Origin of the sequence: [Haemophilus] ducreyi, assembly GCF_900109315.1 — a bacterium.
Classification (GTDB): Bacteria; Pseudomonadota; Gammaproteobacteria; order Enterobacterales; family Pasteurellaceae; genus Haemophilus_B; species Haemophilus_B ducreyi.
In genome coordinates this window covers 134,568-154,064 of sequence record NZ_FOJC01000002.1, presented here as the reverse complement: position 1 = coordinate 154,064, position 19,497 = coordinate 134,568, and the positions used below count along the sequence as shown (strand labels likewise).

The 19,497-nt window shown below is 37.2% G+C and carries 14 protein-coding genes and 1 pseudogene; 5 read left to right on the top strand and 10 right to left on the bottom strand.

Translation table 11 applies throughout. The features are described from left to right. Positions 1-77: 77 nt before the first annotated feature. The 4 genes and pseudogenes from tamB to envC all read right to left on the bottom strand — a co-directional run bounded on the left by tamB (position 78) and on the right by envC (position 7,956). Complete coding sequence (gene tamB / locus BMX01_RS01950) at positions 78-4,031, bottom strand: autotransporter assembly complex protein TamB (RefSeq protein ID WP_064082830.1); 3,954 nt, start codon at positions 4,029-4,031, stop codon at positions 78-80. Between the two features lie 15 nt (positions 4,032-4,046). Further along, on the bottom strand, positions 4,047-5,759 hold the full coding sequence (gene tamA / locus BMX01_RS01945; RefSeq protein ID WP_232008227.1) for an autotransporter assembly complex protein TamA: 1,713 nt from the start codon (positions 5,757-5,759) through the stop codon (positions 4,047-4,049). A gap of 120 nt (positions 5,760-5,879) precedes the next feature. Next, positions 5,880-6,770 (bottom strand): annotated as a pseudogene (locus BMX01_RS01940) (divergent polysaccharide deacetylase family protein). Between the two features lies 1 nt (position 6,771). Further along, on the bottom strand, positions 6,772-7,956 hold the full coding sequence (gene envC, locus BMX01_RS01935) for a murein hydrolase activator EnvC (RefSeq protein ID WP_231098739.1): 1,185 nt from the start codon (positions 7,954-7,956) through the stop codon (positions 6,772-6,774). A 226-nt stretch (positions 7,957-8,182) separates the two neighbouring features. Between envC and BMX01_RS01930 the strand changes: the two genes are divergently transcribed. The 3 genes from BMX01_RS01930 to dcd all read left to right on the top strand — a co-directional run bounded on the left by BMX01_RS01930 (position 8,183) and on the right by dcd (position 10,309). Next, positions 8,183-8,866 (top strand): 2,3-diphosphoglycerate-dependent phosphoglycerate mutase, encoded by a 684-nt coding sequence (locus tag BMX01_RS01930; protein WP_064082828.1) that lies wholly within the window; start codon positions 8,183-8,185, stop codon positions 8,864-8,866. Positions 8,867-9,062: 196 nt separating this feature from the next. Next, positions 9,063-9,716 carry a uridine kinase gene (udk, locus tag BMX01_RS01925; RefSeq protein WP_064082827.1) on the top strand — a complete coding sequence of 218 codons (654 nt, stop codon included), beginning with the start codon at positions 9,063-9,065 and terminating at the stop codon, positions 9,714-9,716. An 8-nt stretch (positions 9,717-9,724) separates the two neighbouring features. Continuing rightward, positions 9,725-10,309, top strand: a complete 585-nt coding sequence (gene dcd / locus BMX01_RS01920; protein ID WP_064082826.1) for a dCTP deaminase — start codon at positions 9,725-9,727, stop codon at positions 10,307-10,309. A gap of 122 nt (positions 10,310-10,431) precedes the next feature. Here the strand turns inward: dcd and pntB are convergent, their stop codons facing one another. Both pntB and pntA read right to left on the bottom strand, forming a co-directional pair. Continuing rightward, positions 10,432-11,880 (bottom strand): Re/Si-specific NAD(P)(+) transhydrogenase subunit beta, encoded by a 1,449-nt coding sequence (gene pntB / locus BMX01_RS01915; protein ID WP_064082825.1) that lies wholly within the window; start codon positions 11,878-11,880, stop codon positions 10,432-10,434. 12 nt (positions 11,881-11,892) lie between these two features. Next, positions 11,893-13,428: a Re/Si-specific NAD(P)(+) transhydrogenase subunit alpha gene (pntA, locus tag BMX01_RS01910; protein ID WP_064082824.1), complete on the bottom strand. Its 1,536-nt coding sequence runs from the start codon at positions 13,426-13,428 to the stop codon at positions 11,893-11,895. 239 nt (positions 13,429-13,667) lie between these two features. On the opposite strand from pntA, the gene trmJ reads away from it, so the two are divergent. After that, positions 13,668-14,396: a tRNA (cytosine(32)/uridine(32)-2'-O)-methyltransferase TrmJ gene (gene trmJ, locus BMX01_RS01905; RefSeq protein ID WP_064082823.1), complete on the top strand. Its 729-nt coding sequence runs from the start codon at positions 13,668-13,670 to the stop codon at positions 14,394-14,396. A gap of 126 nt (positions 14,397-14,522) precedes the next feature. Here the strand turns inward: trmJ and queF are convergent, their stop codons facing one another. The 4 genes from queF to hemW all read right to left on the bottom strand — a co-directional run bounded on the left by queF (position 14,523) and on the right by hemW (position 17,637). Then, positions 14,523-15,362, bottom strand: a complete 840-nt coding sequence (gene queF / locus BMX01_RS01900; RefSeq protein ID WP_064082822.1) for an NADPH-dependent 7-cyano-7-deazaguanine reductase QueF — start codon at positions 15,360-15,362, stop codon at positions 14,523-14,525. A 12-nt stretch (positions 15,363-15,374) separates the two neighbouring features. Continuing rightward, the gene (gene gmhB, locus BMX01_RS01895; RefSeq protein WP_074647654.1) at positions 15,375-15,923 is read right to left on the bottom strand and encodes a D-glycero-beta-D-manno-heptose 1,7-bisphosphate 7-phosphatase; all 549 of its coding nucleotides are present in this window, start codon (positions 15,921-15,923) and stop codon (positions 15,375-15,377) included. Further along, positions 15,923-16,393, bottom strand: a complete 471-nt coding sequence (gene bcp, locus BMX01_RS01890) for a thioredoxin-dependent thiol peroxidase (protein WP_064082820.1) — start codon at positions 16,391-16,393, stop codon at positions 15,923-15,925. Before bcp ends, gmhB begins: the two co-directional genes overlap by 1 nt. Before the next feature lie 71 nt (positions 16,394-16,464). Further along, positions 16,465-17,637: a radical SAM family heme chaperone HemW gene (gene hemW, locus BMX01_RS01885; protein WP_064082819.1), complete on the bottom strand. Its 1,173-nt coding sequence runs from the start codon at positions 17,635-17,637 to the stop codon at positions 16,465-16,467. 250 nt (positions 17,638-17,887) lie between these two features. On the opposite strand from hemW, the gene BMX01_RS01880 reads away from it, so the two are divergent. Continuing rightward, the gene (locus BMX01_RS01880; RefSeq protein WP_064082818.1) at positions 17,888-19,465 is read left to right on the top strand and encodes an ABC transporter substrate-binding protein; all 1,578 of its coding nucleotides are present in this window, start codon (positions 17,888-17,890) and stop codon (positions 19,463-19,465) included. Positions 19,466-19,497: the final 32 nt, after the last annotated feature.

Below are 19,497 nucleotides of genomic sequence, written 5' to 3'. Positions count from 1 at the left end.
CAAAATGGTAAACAAACGCGGTCAGCCTTAACAAAATATTTGCAAAACTGACCGCTCCTTCTGCCAAAATTGAATAGTTAGTCAAATTCAAAGCGATACATTAAATCAACCGCCTGATTTACGCTGGATACCCATTGTAGATAAAGTTTAGGCGTAAGATTATAACGTAAAGTCAATTCAGTTAATGCCGCGAAAATACCAATACTATATTTAACGCGGAATTTGGGGGTTAAACTGGCACTCACTTCGACTTTAGTCTTATCGCCAATACCCGCTGTGGTTACCGTTAAATCATTCAATCCAAAAGCACTGCCAATTTTGCCGACTGTTTTACTACTTTTCGCTAAACTTAAGTTTAATAATGCCATCGCCATTGCATTGCCTTTAGCTGAATCACCGCTGTTTTCTAATGAACGCCCAGTTAAAATATAAGAAAGTGCTTCATTTTGCGAAAGTGCTGGTTCTGAAAAGACTTTTACTTCTGGGGCATCCGCTAAACCATTAATTTTCACGCCTGCAACGATATCAGGATCATCCATTGCATCAGGATTACGAATCGCCTCAATGTTTAAAGTTGACTGAGAAGGTAGGCCTGCAAAATTAATCACACCACGGCGAATGAGTAAATCTTGACCAAATGACGCATAGCGGCCTTTTTTCATATGCACTTGGCCATACAAACCAAGCCCTTGTTTACCTTGACGGACAGCAATAGTGCCACCTAAATAACTTTTTAGACCATACGCATTTAAATAAACGTCATTACCAATATTAATGTTAATATTAGCGTTAATCAGCGTTCCATTTTCAGTTTGTTGCGGAATAGGCTGTTTAGCTAATCGACCAATTTTCTTCACCGACTGGCCCATAATAATTTCATCATTGCTTACACTAACCGCACTTTCAGGCAATTTTTCCACTTGAATTCGCGCCGATGGAATATCAATCTGACCACTTAAGTTCAGCGATTTTGGTGTAGCAACCACTTCAATATCTGGACTAAACTCGACTTTAGCTAAATTTGGCATATCCAAACGGAAGCGGTGCGCCTTAGCTTGTAATTGCGTTCTCCATGCATCTAAATGGCACCAATCGGCATTACCCGTTAGTTCTAATTCACTATCTACAGTACGAATTTTACCTGTTAATGTTGACGTAGCACCGTGGAAAGCAAGATCTAACTGCCCTGCGGTTACATTAAATGGCATTGCATTTGCTTTGGCTTGCAAAGCACTTAAGTTAAGCGAACCATTCAATAGAGGCGAGCTAACATTACCCGCTAAACTTAAATGACCATTAATTTTGCCATCCATTTTTTCTCCGGCATTTAATAAAGGCTGAATTAGTTTCAAACTGAGCTGATTAATATCAATATTACCCGATAATTTACGATTAGCTGCAATTTCTAACATAGATAAATCCGCTTTCAGATTGCCATTATCTTGAGTCCCCATCGCCGTTTGTAATTTCAAATTGTCGTCTGCTAAATTCACGTTAATACTGACCGGTGAAAGTATTAATGGTAGCGTTTTACCTTCCTCCAATTTTTGTGTAAATTGAAGCAAATGGGAATCTAATTGAACATTCAGTTGTGGTAACTTATGTTTGCCCCAGGCTACCTCACCTTTTGCATTAACAATACCCGCAATTTGACTCTGTTTCGCTAATAAAGGTTGTAATATTGCTAAATTAAGCTGTTTAAGCTCAAAAGGTAATTGCCCTTCTACTCCGGCATTAAATGATCGTGGAAAACACAGCTGAAATTGTCGATTCCGCCAACAGTGTGCTGCAATCGTTGTATTGATTTTTTGATGATCATAATTTAATTTGACCGCTTCTTGCGTTTTAAGCGTACCAAATTCTTTGCTATCAAATGCTAACTGATCAATCTGCCCTGTCCAAACTGGATGAGCACGATCAAATTTACCTTTCAGTTTTAAATCTGCGCCTACAGGCTGGCCTTTAGCCACCAATCTTAAACTATGCTGATCTTCATTTCCTTCCACGATTAAGTCCGCTTGTTTAATATTGATCTTGTCATAAGAAAACTGATCCATTCCAAGGATTAACTTACCTTGCACCCTTTTTTCTGTAGTGAGCTGTCCTTTTGCAGTTAAATGCTTCAATTGTATATCATTATAACTAAGCTTCTTGGCATCGAGATCAAGATCGAGATTAGGCGCACTAATATCACCGGTTAATTTCACATATCCATTAATATTCGCTAATAACTTTGGAATTAACCCTTGCAAATTAGGGGCGTTAATATCTGCAAAAAAGTCAGATTGTTTGCCTAATTGCCCTTTCATCACAATATTATTGTCACCATAAATCAAACTAGCGTTGGCAATATCAAGCAAAGTTTGACTACTGGATTTCAAATCACCTTGTAAATGTAGATCTTTATTGAATAATTGTCCCTTTATATCCAATTGTGGAAAGTCCAATTGCCAATCGTTCTCTGCACCACGTGCTGCATAACCTTTTGACTGTAACATTCCCGATAAATTTGCTGGCCAATTTGGTAATAACGTTTGAGTATTGACTCCTGCTAGTCTTAAATCTGCATTCCATTTGACACCGTCAGACCAATCAACATTACCGCCTAATTTGGCATTACCCTCCAAAGCGTCTAGCCGTAGTTCTTCAATATTAAATTGTGTGATTTGCCCTTGTCCTTTGAGCGCTAATTGACTTTTTGGCATTCCCATGCCAGCAACACTGATCTGCGTATCTAATTGATAATCAAGTAAATCGCCATTTAACTGTATATCTGCTGCCTGAATCTTAAGTGGCTGTTCAAACGTATTACTGAATAAAGGATAATGAATTGCATAGCTATTTAAACTGACTTTTAAAGGCGTTTTTGGCTCAGCCAATTGCACATCACTTACTAGCTTCATATTCGCTACGCCACTGGTTTGCATGGTTAAATGTGTCGTAGCCAATAATGAACCGCTTAATGTTGTTGTTAATTCACTCGCCGGCAAGTTAATCGATCTTTGCTCCGCCAAATTAGCCATTACATGTAAGTTTAACGGATAGTCGTTAGCTAACATTAACGATCCCTTCGAGAGTAAATGACCTTGATCACTTACTAAGCTAAAATCTTCTAATCTAATCGCTTGTTGATCTACATTTGCGCGTAATTGTAGTGAATCAATATGCACCAACGATTTAACATTATTGACTTCTCCGGCTTGATCTCTAACTTTTTGCTGAATAAGAATATTTTTCCCTTCAAATTGCGGAATAATTACGTCTAAAGGTAAACTAATGGGTGATTGTTTTGACAATAATGGGCTGGTTAACTGTTGCTTAATAGCAGACCAATCTATTGAATGTGCGGGCTGATTTACGCTATTTTTTGCAAGATTGTCTGCTTTTTCAACCGCTTGTTGATCTAACTGCGCTACGGGTGCTAACGAAAGTTGTAAACCTGTCAGCTGAGTGGGTGATAAGTTAAGTACACGTCCTTTTCCCGTGATTCCTGACGAGAAAGAATCTAACTGAATATCCATATCATCAATTTTAACGTGAATGTTATCCAACGATAGTTTTTTTAATGCAATCTCTAACGGAATATTCAATTCAGTAAATGGCTTACTTTCTACTTTTTTCGAGGGCGGAAGTTTAGTGCTATCAATTGTAACGTGAGCATCTTTCAGTGCAATATTTTCCACACAGGCTCGACGATAGATTAAACATTCAAAACCTATATGTAAGGTCGCTTGCCCAACATTAACATTTACTCCCTCCATAACAAATTGAGTATCTGATAAAGTTAACCCTTGTTGGATACTGCCTTCTACTTTGCCAATAGTTAATGGTTCTAGCCATCTATCTACTAATCGAAAAGCAGTTTGTTGCCCTTTAGCTGTAAATAAAAATAGTAAAAGAAGAAACAATAAGGCTAATAATAAGCAACAGGCACGACGAAACCATCGCCATTTATTTTTTGAAGTCGATTTTGCTGGCGCAGAAGAGTCAGCAAAATGTTCCGTCTGATGTGTATTTGGTTGTTTATGCATAATAAGACTGAGTAATTATAATTCTGAACCTAAGCCAATATAAAATTGTACCCCACGTTTGTTATTAGGTGATTTAACAGGTGTTGCAATATCAAATTTAATAGCACCAATTGGTGAAACCCAACGCACGCCAACGCCAGCACCAGAATGTAATGCACGATGATCAAATTTATCTGATACTAAACCGGTATCATAAAAAATGGCAGCCCACCAATCTGGGTAAATACGATATTGATATTCCGCCGTAGTCGTCACTAAGTGTGAACCGCCTATTAACTTACCACTTTTAGGTTCTTTAGGTGAAATGCTTTTATAAGCAAAGCCTCTAATGCTCATATCGCCGCCAGCAAAATAGCGTAATGTTGGCGGGATCTGATGAAAATCTTTAGTATGAACTTGCCCCACCTCTCCACGTAAAAATAACCTGTGACGATCTAAATAAGTTCGAATCCAAGTGCTTGACGCTTTCCAACTGTAAAAGCTTACATCTGAGCCAAATATTTTTGCGCCCCAATTCACTGTTATTCTTTGACTATCCCCCCAAAGAGGAAAACGGTTTCCATCAGTTTGGGTACGATTTAACGCTGCTGTTGGATAAACGAGTAATGTTTTATGCTTATCATTTGCCTGTGTAAAGGAATCATAACGCGACTTAACGCCCGCAGAGAATGACCATCCCGTTTCGTGTGTCCAAAAACGTTGTAAACCAAATGAACCCGCTATTGATTTTGTATCTTGCTGATTCTGATGTTCTAGTGAGCCAGAGAATTGATAATAATAATGTAATGGATTTTGTCGCAATGGAACATTATAACCTAACTCTAGCGTTTGCTCTGGCAATGAAAGGTAAGTACGAGAATCAATGCTATGCCCTCGTTCATTCAACCATGGTTTTTTCCAATTTAATTGCAAGCGGGTACCTAATTGCGTGGCAAACCCAGCGCCAATCTCAACTTTATTTTTCTTTTTAGGTTGAAAAAATATTTTTAAATCAACAAGTTTTGCTTTTTCATTTAATTTTGGTTCAACTAATACCGAAGAAAACCAATTACTTGATAAATAATCAGCAGTCATCAATGATAGATCACTTGCATAATAATATTGTTGTGGTGCAATTTTTAAAATATTAGTTAAATATTCTTCTTTTATTTGGTTATCAATGAAGTTAATTTCGCCATAGCGATAACGCTTGCCACTGTCATAAGCTAAACGCCAATTAACTGAATGGTTTTGTGGATATACTTCTAAGCGGTGATATAACCATTGTCCATCAAAATACCCTTTTTTAAAGGCTAAACCTTCAATATGGCTTTTAAAATCATCATAAGCATTATGTGCTAAACTATCACCTTGATTAGGTGCGGTCTTTTTCAGTTCAACAAAATCTTCATCTGTATTAGCATCGCCTTGAAGCTGAATATCTACTTCATCAATTTTTACTTTTTGATTATCTAATTGCACATTAAGTGTCAATAAAGGCTTTTGCTCTGCGCTTACTGTTTTTACAAATTGATATTGTGAGTTGTAATATCCTTTAGCACGTAATGCCTTATCGACTGTTGTTTGGACTAAATATTGATAACGTTCCGAACCATCTGCGTATTCATTATTAATTTGTGCCAAATAAATTTGTACATTTTGCCAAGCATCTTCATCTTTTTCTTTAATCCCTTTAACATCTAAATCAACAGCTATTTTAGCTGTTAATTGAGGACGTTCGGCAAGTATCTCTTGTTGTGATGTAGTCGCTAATTGTTCAGCAAAAATAATTTGCGAACATGTTAAAAAACAGCCTGTTATAAAAAAACGGAAATTAAAATTCACAGTATTTTTCCTAAAAGTAAAAAGTTAGTCTTTGGGTAATCCTCTAAGCACAGCAACGGATTTAAATGGTGCTACCGATGTTAAAGCTGCTCTATTTTCAAAGTACATAATAAATGGTTTTGGTGACGTCACTTTTTCATCACGCCATAATGAGCCTAAGCCAACTAATTGAATATCTTTAGGCAAAGAGGCTAACCTTTTCTGTAATACTTCAATGCTATTTTTACGAGGGTGGCCAATTATAATTACATTACCGTGCTTGCGTGCGTAATCAATAGCGGTATTAAATTGTGCGGTAATATCAGCTAAATTGTCACTATTATCTAAAAATAAATGGCGTTCTAACGTTCTTATACCCAATTGACGTGCTATCTTCGCTGCTACACTAGGGCCTGTTTTACTGTCTAAAAAAAAGAGTTGTTCTTTTAATAATACCTGCATTAAATTGGTCATTGTTAGCCGATCAGCGGTCGCGCTACTCCCCATATGGTTGTTCAAGCCAATTGCATAAGGCACTTACCTACGCGCAGTACGAATTAATTGATTAATCTCATCTTGACTATCATTCACCATTAATACGTCCGCTTCAATAGGTTTAGATTTATCTTTAGGCTGCATGGGTAAGTGAATTAATATATCTCGTTTTTGTAAGAACGCTTTTTTAGCACGTTCAGTCGCATAAGGTGCGTTAGGAATAATGGCAACACTGACTTCTTTTGGTAATGCATAAATAGCACTATCTTCTTTAGTTCGATAGCCAATATCATCAATCACAATTGCTAATTTAACGGGCATAATTGATTTAGCCGACTTCACCTCTGCTTGTAGTGAAAATGAAAAAAGCGGTATCAAAAAGCATAGAATTTGCCAAAATAATCGAATAATAGACTGCTTACTTTTTAATAAATTCTGCATTTTATTTCACCCATCCCATCGGATTTTTTGGATTGCCTTTACGGCGAATTTCAAAATAAAGCGCTGACCGATTTTGACCACCGGTATTGCCAACCAAAGCAATTTTTTGTCCTAGTGCAACAACATCGCCTTTACGTACCATTAAAGATTGATTATAACCATATAAGGACATATCATCTTTACCATGATCAATAACCACAACTTGTCCATACCCTTGTAACCAATCTGCTAAAACCACACGCCCTCCTGCAATCGCGTGTACTGGTGAGCCTTGGTTAGCCTCAATCACTGTTCCTCGCCAAGTTAACTCTCCCATTTGAGTGGTACCAAACCTATTGATAACTTTACCAACGACAGGCATATTAAATTGTTTATTTGGTATACCTAAACCTTGTGCCGTTTTAGTCAATTTCTCAGGTATTTTAGGCTGTTCTACTACTTTCGCTGTTGATTTTTTTTCTGTTTCTTGCTGTTGTTCTTTTTGTTTTCGTGTTTGCTCTAATTGTGCTTGTTGTAATTTATCTTTTCGTTTAGCCTCTTCCATCGCCTTGGCTAACTGAGCTCGTAACGCAATTTCATTATTTTTCAATGCATCTAAACGGCTTTGCTCCTGTGCTAATGTTTTATCTAGCGAATGCAAGGTAGTTTCCCGTTCTATTTGTACTTTTTTTAGTGTTTTTTCTTGTTTTTTTTGTATAGTTAATTGCGCCTGTTGTTCTTTTTGTTGCTGTTTTAATTCAGTTCGCCGTGTTTTAAGCGTTTCTTGTGTATGACGTAATTGATGAATAATATCAATCCGCACTTGATTAAGATACCCATAATAAGCCATCATTCTCTCTGCTTCTTTTGCCTGATCAGAAAGCAATCTAGCTAACACTGAAGATTGGATACCTGAGCGATAAGCTGAATCTAATTGCTTCTTTAGCTGCTCTTGCTGGGCTTTTTCTTGTCTTTCTAATTGACGAATATCTTGCTCTGTTCGCTTAATAGCATCTTGTATCTCTTTTAAAGACATTTCAGTCTCTTTAAGTTGCTCAATGATCTTACCCATTTCAACTTCTTGGCTTTTTAAGCTCACTTGTAATGTATCTCTTTTTTGGCGTTGATCATTAATTTTAGTTTCTTGCTGTTGAATTTTTTGCTGAATATTCAAAAGTTCCGTAGCATTAACGGACTGAATAACCATAATAAGCACCACAATTGGAGAAAAACAAAAAAACACTTTCACAAGAATATTACCTACACCAATCATCCATAAACTATTATTAAAATTGCTATTTTAATCAAATCTTTGAGGAAAATCAGCTTTTCTGTTGCTTTTATAAAAAGAAATAATATAACTATTTCAAAGTATATTGATTTTTGTTATAAATATACCATTTTAAAATCAATATTAACACAAAGGAGTGTTTATGGAATTAGTATTTATTCGTCACGGATTGAGTGAATGGAATGCGAAAAACTTATTTACTGGTTGGCGCGATGTAAATCTAACCGACCGTGGCGTTGAAGAAGCAAAAGCAGCAGGGCAAAAACTATTAGCTGCAGGATATGAATTTGATATCGCATTCACTTCCGTACTGACTCGTGCAATCAAAACGTGTAATATTGTATTAGAAGAATCTAATCAATTATGGATTCCACAGGTGAAACATTGGCGTTTAAATGAACGTCATTATGGTGAATTACAAGGCTTAGATAAAAAAGCCACGGCAGAAAAATATGGAGATGAACAAGTACATATTTGGCGCCGTTCTTATGATACCCTACCACCACTATTAGCACCATCAGATCCAAATTCAGCCCATAATGATCGCCGTTATGCGCACCTACCCAAAGAAGTTGTGCCGAATGGTGAGAATTTAAAAGTCACTTTAGAACGTGTTCTGCCATTTTGGGAAGATCAAATTGCCCCCGCATTATTATCTGGCAAACGCGTTTTAGTAACGGCCCACGGTAATTCATTACGCGCACTTGCCAAACATATTATCGGGATTTCTGATGCTGAAATTATGTACTTTGAGATTCCAACAGGTCAACCATTAGTCTTAAAACTAGACAGCAAATTAAATTTCATTGAAAAATTCTATTTATAATTCAATCTAAATAAAAAACGTTCAGACAAATAATTTGGACGTTTTTTATTTTATAAACCCAATGGAAAATTACTAGGATTGCCACTATTAGTTTTCTGTATGCTAAATTAGCGGTCAATTATAGCTAAAAACTTACAAAAATACGGTATGATAGGCTATTTTTTCACTCATTTATACGCTGACACTAGGAACTTCTATGCCAGAGACCATTGAAAATCAAGCTTGTATCGTTATTGCTATTGTAGGTGCTTCTGCTTCAGGTAAAAGCCTTATTGCTTCTACCATTTATAAAGAACTGAAAGAAGAATTAGATTCCAATGATATCGATATTATTTCTGAAGATGCTTATTATAAAGATCAAACGCATTTAACGATGGATGAACGTGAGCAAACGAATTACGATCATCCCGATTCAATGGATCACTATCTATTAGTTGAACACCTTCGCCAACTAAAACAAGGAAAGCCCATTCAAATTCCTGAATATGATTATGCTAAGCACAATCGAAAAACATCTAGTAAGCATTTTGAACCAAAAAAAATTATTATTTTAGAAGGCATTTTATTGTTAATGCATGAAACAATCCGCAATGAAATTAATGTTTCAATCTTTGTTGACGCGCCATTAGATATTTGTTCCATTCGCCGTTTACAGCGTGATTTAATTGAACGTGGTCGTTCAATGGATTCGGTCATATCGCAATACCGAAAAACTGTCCGCCCAATGTTTTTAGAATTTATTGAGCCATCTAAACAATATGCCGATATCATTATACCCAAAGGCGGTAAAAACCGAATTGCGATCGATATATTAAAAGCCCAAATCAAACAATTATTATCAAAAAAATAGGATACATTATGCGTCTATGTGATACCGATATTGAGCATTATTTAGATCAAGATCTCATTAACATTAGCCCTCGCCCAACTAATGATAAAATTTTTGGTGCGACCGTTGATGTGCGACTAGGAAATTCATTCCGTGTTTTTCGTGAGCACGCCACACCTTATATTGATTTAAGTGGACCTCGTGAACAAGTCAGCGCACAACTTGAAAAAATCATGAGTGATGAAATTATTTTAGCAGAAGGTGAAGCTTTTTTCCTTCATCCAGGTGAGTTAGCCTTGGCCACTACCCTAGAGTCAGTGAAATTACCGGATAATATTGTTGGTTGGCTAGATGGACGTTCTTCATTGGCTCGCCTAGGATTAATGGTACATGTTACCGCTCATCGCATTGATCCAGGTTGGCACGGCAAAATTGTATTAGAATTCTTTAACGCCGGTAAACTACCATTAGCCCTGCGTCCTAATATGGTGATTGGTGCATTAAGCTTTGAAGTATTGAGTGGATCTGCAGCTAAGCCTTATAACGCGCGTAAAGATGCAAAATATAAAAATCAACAAAGTGCGATTTCAAGTCGTATCAATGAAGATAAATAAATCTTTCCGTTAATCAACATAAAAAGCCTTAAATTAAGGCTTTTTTCATTCATAGGCGATCTAATTATCTACTTGATTTACATCATATTTCAATAATCAGACCGCTTTACTCATTAATAATGCTAATTTAATGCTCGTAAAATATCATCTACACGTTCTTTAGCATCACCAAATAACATTTGGGTATTTTCCTTAAAGAATAATGGATTTTGTACTCCAGCATAACCCACTGCCATAGAACGTTTAAATACCACAACATTTTGGGCTTTCCAAACTTCTAGCACAGGCATTCCTGCGATTGGGCTTGATGGATCATCTAACGCAGCTGGGTTCACTGTATCATTAGCACCAATGACCAACACAACATCTGTATTTTCAAAATCATCATTGATTTCATCCATTTCTAAAACAATATCATAAGGCACTTTCGCTTCCGCCAACAATACATTCATATGACCTGGTAATCGCCCCGCGACTGGATGAATACCAAAACGAACATTAATGCCTTTTTCACGTAATTTAGCGGTGATTTCCGCGACCGGATACTGGGCCTGCGCAACCGCCATTCCATAACCGGGAGTGATAATCACAGAATGTGCGTTTTTCAACATTTCTGCCACATCGTCTACCGTTGTTTCACGGTGTTCGCCTTGTGCTTGTTCTGCTGCTGAATCAGCTTTCATTTCATTCCCAAAACCACCGGCAATAACACTAATAAATGAACGATTCATCGCCTTACACATAATATAAGAAAGAATTGCACCAGATGAACCAACTAACGCACCAGTTACGATAAGCAAATCATTACTTAACATAAAACCTGCCGCCGCAGCTGCCCATCCTGAATATGAATTCAACATAGAAACAACAACAGGCATATCCGCTCCACCAATCGATGCAACTAAATGCCAACCAAGCGCAAGTGCAATAATCGTCATAATTAACACTGGGAAAATATTTAGCGGGTTATTCAAAAACACCATCATTAATAAGCCGGAAATAATTAATGCTGCTAAATTGAGCTTGTGTTTATTAGGTAAATTTAATGCAACAGAGGATACTTTACATCCAAATAAATTACCGCTTAATTTACCAAATGCAATCAATGAGCCAGAAGAAGTAACCGCACCAATGAAAATACCTAAAAATACCTCAATATAATGAATAGTAGCTAAGGTTTGTTGCTTTACGATGAAATTAGCTCGTGCTACCGCATCTAAATTCGACGGTATTAACGGATCATTATGTAAACCATAACTATTGAAGCCAACTAATACTGCCGCTAAACCAACAAAACTATGTAAAATTGCCACTAACTCTGGCATTGCTGTCATTTCTACTTTTAAGGCTTTCTGGATACCAATATATCCCCCTATCGCCATAGCAACGAGGATCCAAATAGTGCCATAAGATTGTGGACCCAAAATTGTTGCGAATAAGGCAATCGCCATTCCGGAAATGCCATACCAACAACCTGCTTTAGCAGTTTCATGCTTAGAAAGCCCTGCTAAGCTCATAATAAAAAGAAGAGCAGCAATAATATATGCCGCAGTTACAAATCCTAAAGACATTTAACGTTCTCCTTAACCTTTTCTAAACATTGCCAACATACGTTGAGTCACTTTAAAACCACCAAAAATATTGATACTAGCGACTAAAATTGCACAAAATGCCAACAAATCAATAAATAAGTTACCGGTTGGCTGTGCAATTTGTAGCACTGCACCAACAATAATAATGCCTGAAATAGCATTAGTAACGGCCATTAATGGCGTATGCAACGCGTGGCTTACATTCCAAACAACATAATAACCCACTACACACGCTAACATGAAAACCGTAAAGTGGGATAAAAATGCAGCAGGTGCAATAGAGGCTATCCAGAAAAATAGTGCAATTACGCCACCGATAATACTATATTTAACGCCAGACCTTGCAGGCTTATATACTTTAGGCGTAATCGGCGTTACTGTTGGCTTTTGTGGTTGTGCTGATACTTGAATAGGTGGTGCGGGCCAAGTCACTTCACCATCACGAATAACCGTTACTCCACGCACAACAACATCATCAAAATTAATCGCAATTTGACCATCTTTATTCGGCGTTAGTAGTTTTAATAAATTAACTAAATTAGTGCCATAAAGCTGAGAAGATTGTGTCGGCAAACGGGCAGGAAAATCAGTATAACCAATCACTTTCACTTGATTATCAGTGATAACCACTTCTCCGGCTTTAGTATAATCACAATTACCACCGGTTGCCGCGGCTAAATCGACCACAACAGAACCAGGCTTCATTGAATCTACCATTTCTTTAGTGATCAAACGTGGCGCGGGCTTACCCGGAATAGCCGCAGTTGTAATGATAATATCTACGTCTTTTGCTTGCTCAGCATAGAGCTCCATCGAACGACGGTTAAATTCTTCCGACATAACCTTCGCATAACCATCACCTGATCCAGCCTCTTCTTCAAAATCAATGGCTAAAAATTCAGCGCCCATTGATTTAACTTGTTCTTTTACTTCTGGACGTGAATCAAAGGCTCTTACAATTGCGCCAAGGCTATTTACCGCACCAATAGCAGCTAATCCCGCAACACCCGCACCAATCACTAACACTTTTGCGGGTGGCACTTTACCGGCAGCAGTAATTTGCCCTGTAAAGAAGCTACCAAAAACATTTGCCGCTTCAATTACTGCTCGGTAACCTGAAATATTTGCCATTGAGCTTAACGCATCAAGCGCTTGAGCACGAGAAATACGTGGGACTGTGTCCATCGCTAATACATTAATTTTCTTAGTGGTCAATTTTTGCATTAATTCTGCATTTTGTGCGGGCCAAATAAAGCTGACTAATGTTGTGCCCTCGTTCATTAATGCAATTTCAGCATCAGTTGGCGCATTTACTTTAAAAATAATATCAGCTTTCCACACTTTTTTTTGTGTGCCAATATTTGCACCTGCACTAACAAAAGCTGCATCTTCAAAACTCGCTTTAAAGCCAGCATCACGTTCTACAATAACATCAAAGCCAAGTTTTTTAATTTGCTCAACGGTCTTAGGCGTTGCCGCCACACGAGTTTCACCGTTTAAAAGCTCTTTTGGTATACCAATAAGCATAAAAACTCCTGTATGGTTGGATAAGTATTAATTTAAAGATAAGCTCAATTTCGCCATTCAGCTTACTTAGAATGTGCTATTTATTACAAATAAATATGCGTGTAAATGTATCACTAAATAGATTTAATAGGTAAAAAATTATACCTCTCAAATAAATTATTTGATACTCATTTATAAATTCCTTGTTCTCCACAAATTTGTTAGAATCTTCAAGCAAAGAAACCTAACAAAAATAAAAAATGGACCGCTTAAATCAAATTCAAATTATCTTAGTAGAAACCTCCTTATCCGCCAACATTGGCTCTGCCGCAAGGGCAATGAAGACCATGGGATTGTCTAATTTACGCTTAGTTAGACCTAAAAACCCACTAGATGAACAGGCAACTGCACTCGCAGCAGGAGCTAAAAACATTCTTGATAATGCCCAAATCTTTAACACTTTTGACGCTGCAATAGCAGATTGCCAGCTTATTATCGGCACAAGCGCACGTTTACGTCACTTACAAAGCACACTGGTTGAACCTCGTGAATGTGGCAAATTGATAATTAATAATACCAACCAACACAAAATTGCTTTAATTTTTGGACGCGAACGAATCGGCTTAACGAATGAAGAATTACTGAAATGCCATTATCATTTAAACGTCCCAACGAATCCTGAATATGAATCTTTAAATTTAGCAATGGCGGTTCAATTAGCGTGTTATGAAATTCGAATGGCTTGGTTGGAACTGCAAAAAAAACCGATAATCCAACCGCTTACTGAAGAGAAAAACTATCCTACTGCCGCAACAATGGCACATTTCTTCGACCATACAGAACGCTTATATAAAGAATTAGGCTTTATTCGGAATGATGCAGTAATATTAAAATTACGCCGTTTATACCAACGAGCAAAACTAGAAGAAAATGAATTAAACTTATTACGAGGAATGCTTACTGCCGTGGAAAAACATCGGATATCATAATTCAAAAGGCAGCCCTAATCCTTATAAACCTTTATGCCTGCCAATATGTCTTTCAGTAAAATTAAATGCTGATTTCTTTGCTAAACGCATAAAAAAATCGCCCGTTTGAAAACGGGCGATCTACTATTATTGTCTAGCCATTCTTATATGTTGTGGCATTGCATCAAAATTTGCACGGAACGGGTTAATCTCTAAACCACCTCTGCGCGTATAACGTGCATACACCATTAATTTTTCTGGTTTAGCAAACGTCATTAAATCTGTGAAAATGCGTTCAACACATTGTTCATGGAACTCATTATGCTCACGGAATGACACTAAATAACGTAATAATTTTTCACGATTGATTTTTTTACCCACATAATGGATTTGCACACTGCCCCAATCAGGTTGTGACGTAATTAAACAATTCGACTTGAGTAGATGGCTAACAAGTGTTTCTTCAACCTCTTCACCTTCTGCTGAATGCTCTAAATATTGCGCTGAATATTGGTAGTTATCAATTTCGATATCTTGTTCATCGATACATTCACCACTGAAATCAGCAATAATTTCATTCTTATATTCAGATAATTTGTGAATTTTTACCCAAACTAGCCCGCAAGCACAGCGACTTAAATCAGATTCAATGATATATTCAACTTGCTCTAATGATTCAAATATAGTTTGGTTAAAACTATTTAAGTAAAGCTTAAAACTTTTTGATTCAATCAAATTTTCGCTATTTGCATCAATGACCACTTCTGCAATAGCCACTTGAGGTAAACCATTTAAATTCAACCAAGAAACTTCATAACACGTCCAAACATCTGCGCCTTGGTTAAAAGGTTGTTGTTCTGTGATCCCTAAATTATCACGATTTAATTTACGTGGTACGGCTTGTAATAACATAGGATCGTATTCCCCCGTGTATTCTGTTTTTTGCCCTAATTTAAGAGATGACAATACTGTATCAGTGTAACTCATATATTTTACCTATTAGTTTACGTAAGGTACTAAACCAACCAAACTATTTAGTACTAAATCTGCTTTTTTTTCACCCTCTGCGGTAATTGTCTTACCTGTTCGCACAAGGACTTTCGTTTTTACGCCTGCGGTTTCTGCAGCTAATAAATCTTCCAATTTATCGCCGACCATATAAGACTGAGCGGGATCAATGTTTAAATCTTTAATCGCTTGCTGAAACATACCGGCTTTTGGTTTACGACAATCACATTTCTGCTGATACTCGCCCTGACCTTCTGGGTAATGTGGACAATAATAAATACCGTCCAACACAACCCCATAGTCTTCATCTAACGACCAATCCATCCATTCTGTTAATTGCTGAAATTGTTGCTCACTAAAATAACCACGCGCAATACCAGATTGATTAGTGACTAACACTAACAAATAACCTTTATCTTGTAATTGTTTTAATGCCTTACCAACGCCTTCAATAAATTGAAAATCATCAATTTGATGAACATAACCATGATCAATATTCAAGGTACCATCACGATCTAAAAAAACCGCTTTTTTTCCCATTAATTTAGTCCTTTTACAAAATCCATTACTATTTGATGGTGTTGTGCGGTCTTGAATTTATCAAATATGGCCTCGATTATACCCTGTTCATTAATTAAAAAGCTAATCCGATGAATACCATCATAGGTTCTACCCATAAATTTTTTCTCGCCCCAAACCCCAAAATCGGCCGCGACTTGATGTTCAGGATCAGACAATAATGTAAAATTAAGCGCTTTTTTTGTGACAAACTGCGCTAGTTTTTTCGGTAAATCTGGGCTAATGCCAAGCACAACTACATTTAATTGATCTAATTCCGCTTTGCTATCACGTAAACCGCATGCTTGAGTCGTACAGCCTGGCGTAAGTGCTTTAGGATAGAAATAGACTAAGACTTTCTTACCTGTAAATTGCGTTAACGAAACAGGTTGTTCAGTTTGATCTAATAATGTAAATTGTGGCGCGGTATCACCCACTTTAAGTGTATTCATGGCTAAAAATCCCTAAAAAAGACCGCTTACATTCTACTACAAACGGTTATTTTTTCCCAAAAATTTTCAAGTTATGTCAAAAAGCCTGCTAATAGCTCGTTTAAGAACAGTTTGCCTTTTTGTGTAACTTGCCAAGTTGTTCTAGTTTCTGAAATATAATGTTTATTTAATGCCCAATCAATCGTTGGCCTTACCCTTTCACAATCTAATCCAGTATAGCACTCAAATTCTTGCTTTGGTGTTGGCTCAAGTAAACGAAAGCGGTTCATAAAAAACTCAAAGGGGCGATCATCAAGTTGAATCGATTGTTGGCTATCGCGATAATCACCGCGCATATAGCCTTTAGGATGTTTGGTTTTACTGAATCGATAAATTTCACCGCTTGGGTAAGAAATTTTCCCGTGAGCACCACATCCAATGGCTAAATAATCACCAAATCGCCAATAATTTAAATTATGTTGGCATTGGAATCCCTGCTTAGCATAAGCAGAAGTTTCATACTGTTGATAACCCGCCATAGTCAATAACTGATGGCCTTGTTCAAAAATAGCCCATAGTTCATCATCATCAGGTAACGTCGGCTGACGATAATAGAACATTGTATTTGGTTCAATAGTCAATTGATACCAAGAAAAATGCGGTGGATTAAGCGAAATAGCCGTATTTAAATCCGCTAATGCTTGTTCAAGCGTTTGGTTTGGCAACCCGTGCATTAAATCAAGGTTAAAACTGTGTAACCCTACTGTTCGTGATGGCGAAATAAGTGCATTTTTGGCAAAATAGACCGCTTGTTTAGCTTCATGAGCATCGTGAATACGCCCCAACTTGCGTAATTTTTCCTCTTCAAAACTTTGAATCCCCATTGAAATACGGTTAATCCCTGCTTCGGTATAACAAATAAAACGCTCTGCTTCTGCGGTACCGGGATTGGCTTCAAGTGTGATTTCAATTTGTGGAGCAAACGCAATCCGTTGCTTAATTTCTGCTAATAAGTAAGCTATTGCTTCTGCTGAAAAAAGGCTAGGAGTTCCTCCACCAATAAAAATGGAATGAATTTTACGATTTGCGATAGCCGTTTTATAAGTGACTAAATCTTGCGATAAATCAGCTAATAAATGTTGAATATATTCAGCTTCAGGAATGGTTCCTTTCCGTGTATGTGAATTAAAATCACAGTATGGGCATTTTTGCACACACCAAGGGATATGAATATAAAGGCTTAAAGGTGGAAGGATACGACTCACGTGATTTGCCAATTAAAAAATAAAAAAGATAATACCGAAAAGCGCTTTATCTGCAAAGCAAGTTTTCTGTCAGAAAGATCACAAATTTGCTATTCTTAACTTTATGGTAAAATATAAATCGTTATGACAGAATTAATCTATTTTATTATAAAAATTTGATAAATTCGCTTCATTTTAATGTGGCAACTATATTACAAGTTCAGACAATCCCTGACTGAATATTTATTTATACCCTTATAGGAGGTATTCTATGACTTCTCATTTTGAATACAATCAATCTCGCCGCCATTTTATGAAATTACTTTCAAGTGCTGGCGTTGGTATTGCATTCAGTGGCACGCTAGGTGCATTTTCAGCCGATGCGTTTAGCGCGCCTTCAGGCTCAACAATTGAAGCAGGGATTGCATATCCAATTTCAACCGGTTTTGATCCTTTAACCTCAAGTGGTGCATCGTCAATGGCAGCCAATCTGCATATTTTCGAAGGTTTAGTGGATTTACATCCGGTAACGCGTCAGCCTTATTTGGCACTAGCCGCTAAAGAACCTGAGCAAAAAGATGATTTAACTTATCATATTAGCTTACGGGAAGGCGCAATGTTCCACGACGGTAGCCCTGTTACTACTGAAGATGTAGTCTATTCATTTGAACGCGTTTTAAATCCGGCAAAAGCCTCACTATTTGCTCAATTTATTCCCTTTATTGCTTCTGTTACAGCGCTAGATGACAATGTTGTTGAATTCAAATTGAAATACCCTTTTGCTTTATTCAAAGAACGGTTAACAATTATTAAAATTGTACCCAAACATATTGTCGAAGCTGGACAATCTGCTTTTGATGCTAAACCTATCGGTTCCGGTCCATACAAATTTGTTTCTGCGACAAAAGATGATCGCATCGTATTTGAAGCAAATACCGTATATAACGGGCACTACCCTGCTAAAGTAGAAAAGATGACTTGGTTCTTATTATCTGACGATACAGCACGTGTTACAGCTCAAGAATCAGGTCGTGTGCAAGCGATTGAATCTGTGCCATATCTTGATGCTGAACACTTAAAACGTAAAAGTAATGTTGAGTCTGTACAATCATTTGGTCTGCTCTTTTTAATGTTTAATTGCGAAAAAGCACCATTTGATAATCCTAAAGTGCGCCAAGCATTACATTATGCTTTAGATAAGCAAAAATTAATTGATATTGTTTTCTTAGGGAACGCTAAAGCAGCAACGTCTTACCTACAGGATACCCACCCAGATTATGTCAAAGCGAGTTCACAATATGATTATGATAAAGCTAAAGCGGAAAAATTATTAGCTGAAGCAGGAATCACCAACTTAACTTTCCAATTACTCGCAACTGATCATGCTTGGGTTAAAGAATGTGCGCCATTAATTCTAGAGTCTTGGAATGCGCTGAGTGTGGTAAAAGTCACGCTACAACATTTACAATCAGGTGCGTTATATAGTGCGCATGTCGATAAAGGTGCTTATGAAGTCGTTATTGCACCCGGAGATCCGTCCGTATTTGGCAACGATTTAGACTTATTATTAAGTTGGTGGTATCGTGGTGATGTTTGGCCAAAACGCCGCTTCCGTTGGGCAAATACCGCAAAATATCACGAAGTACAAAAATTACTGGACGAAGCAATAAAAAATCCTGCAGGCTCAAAAGTTGCTTGGCAAAAAGCCATCAATATTATTGCTGAACAGGTGCCACTTTATCCCATCATACACCGTAAATTACCAACTGCGTGGAATACTAAAAAACTAACCGATTTCCAACCATTACCGACAACAGGTTTGTCTTTCCTTGGTGTAGGTCGTACATAAGTGAACAACTAATAAGCGGTTAAATTTTGGCT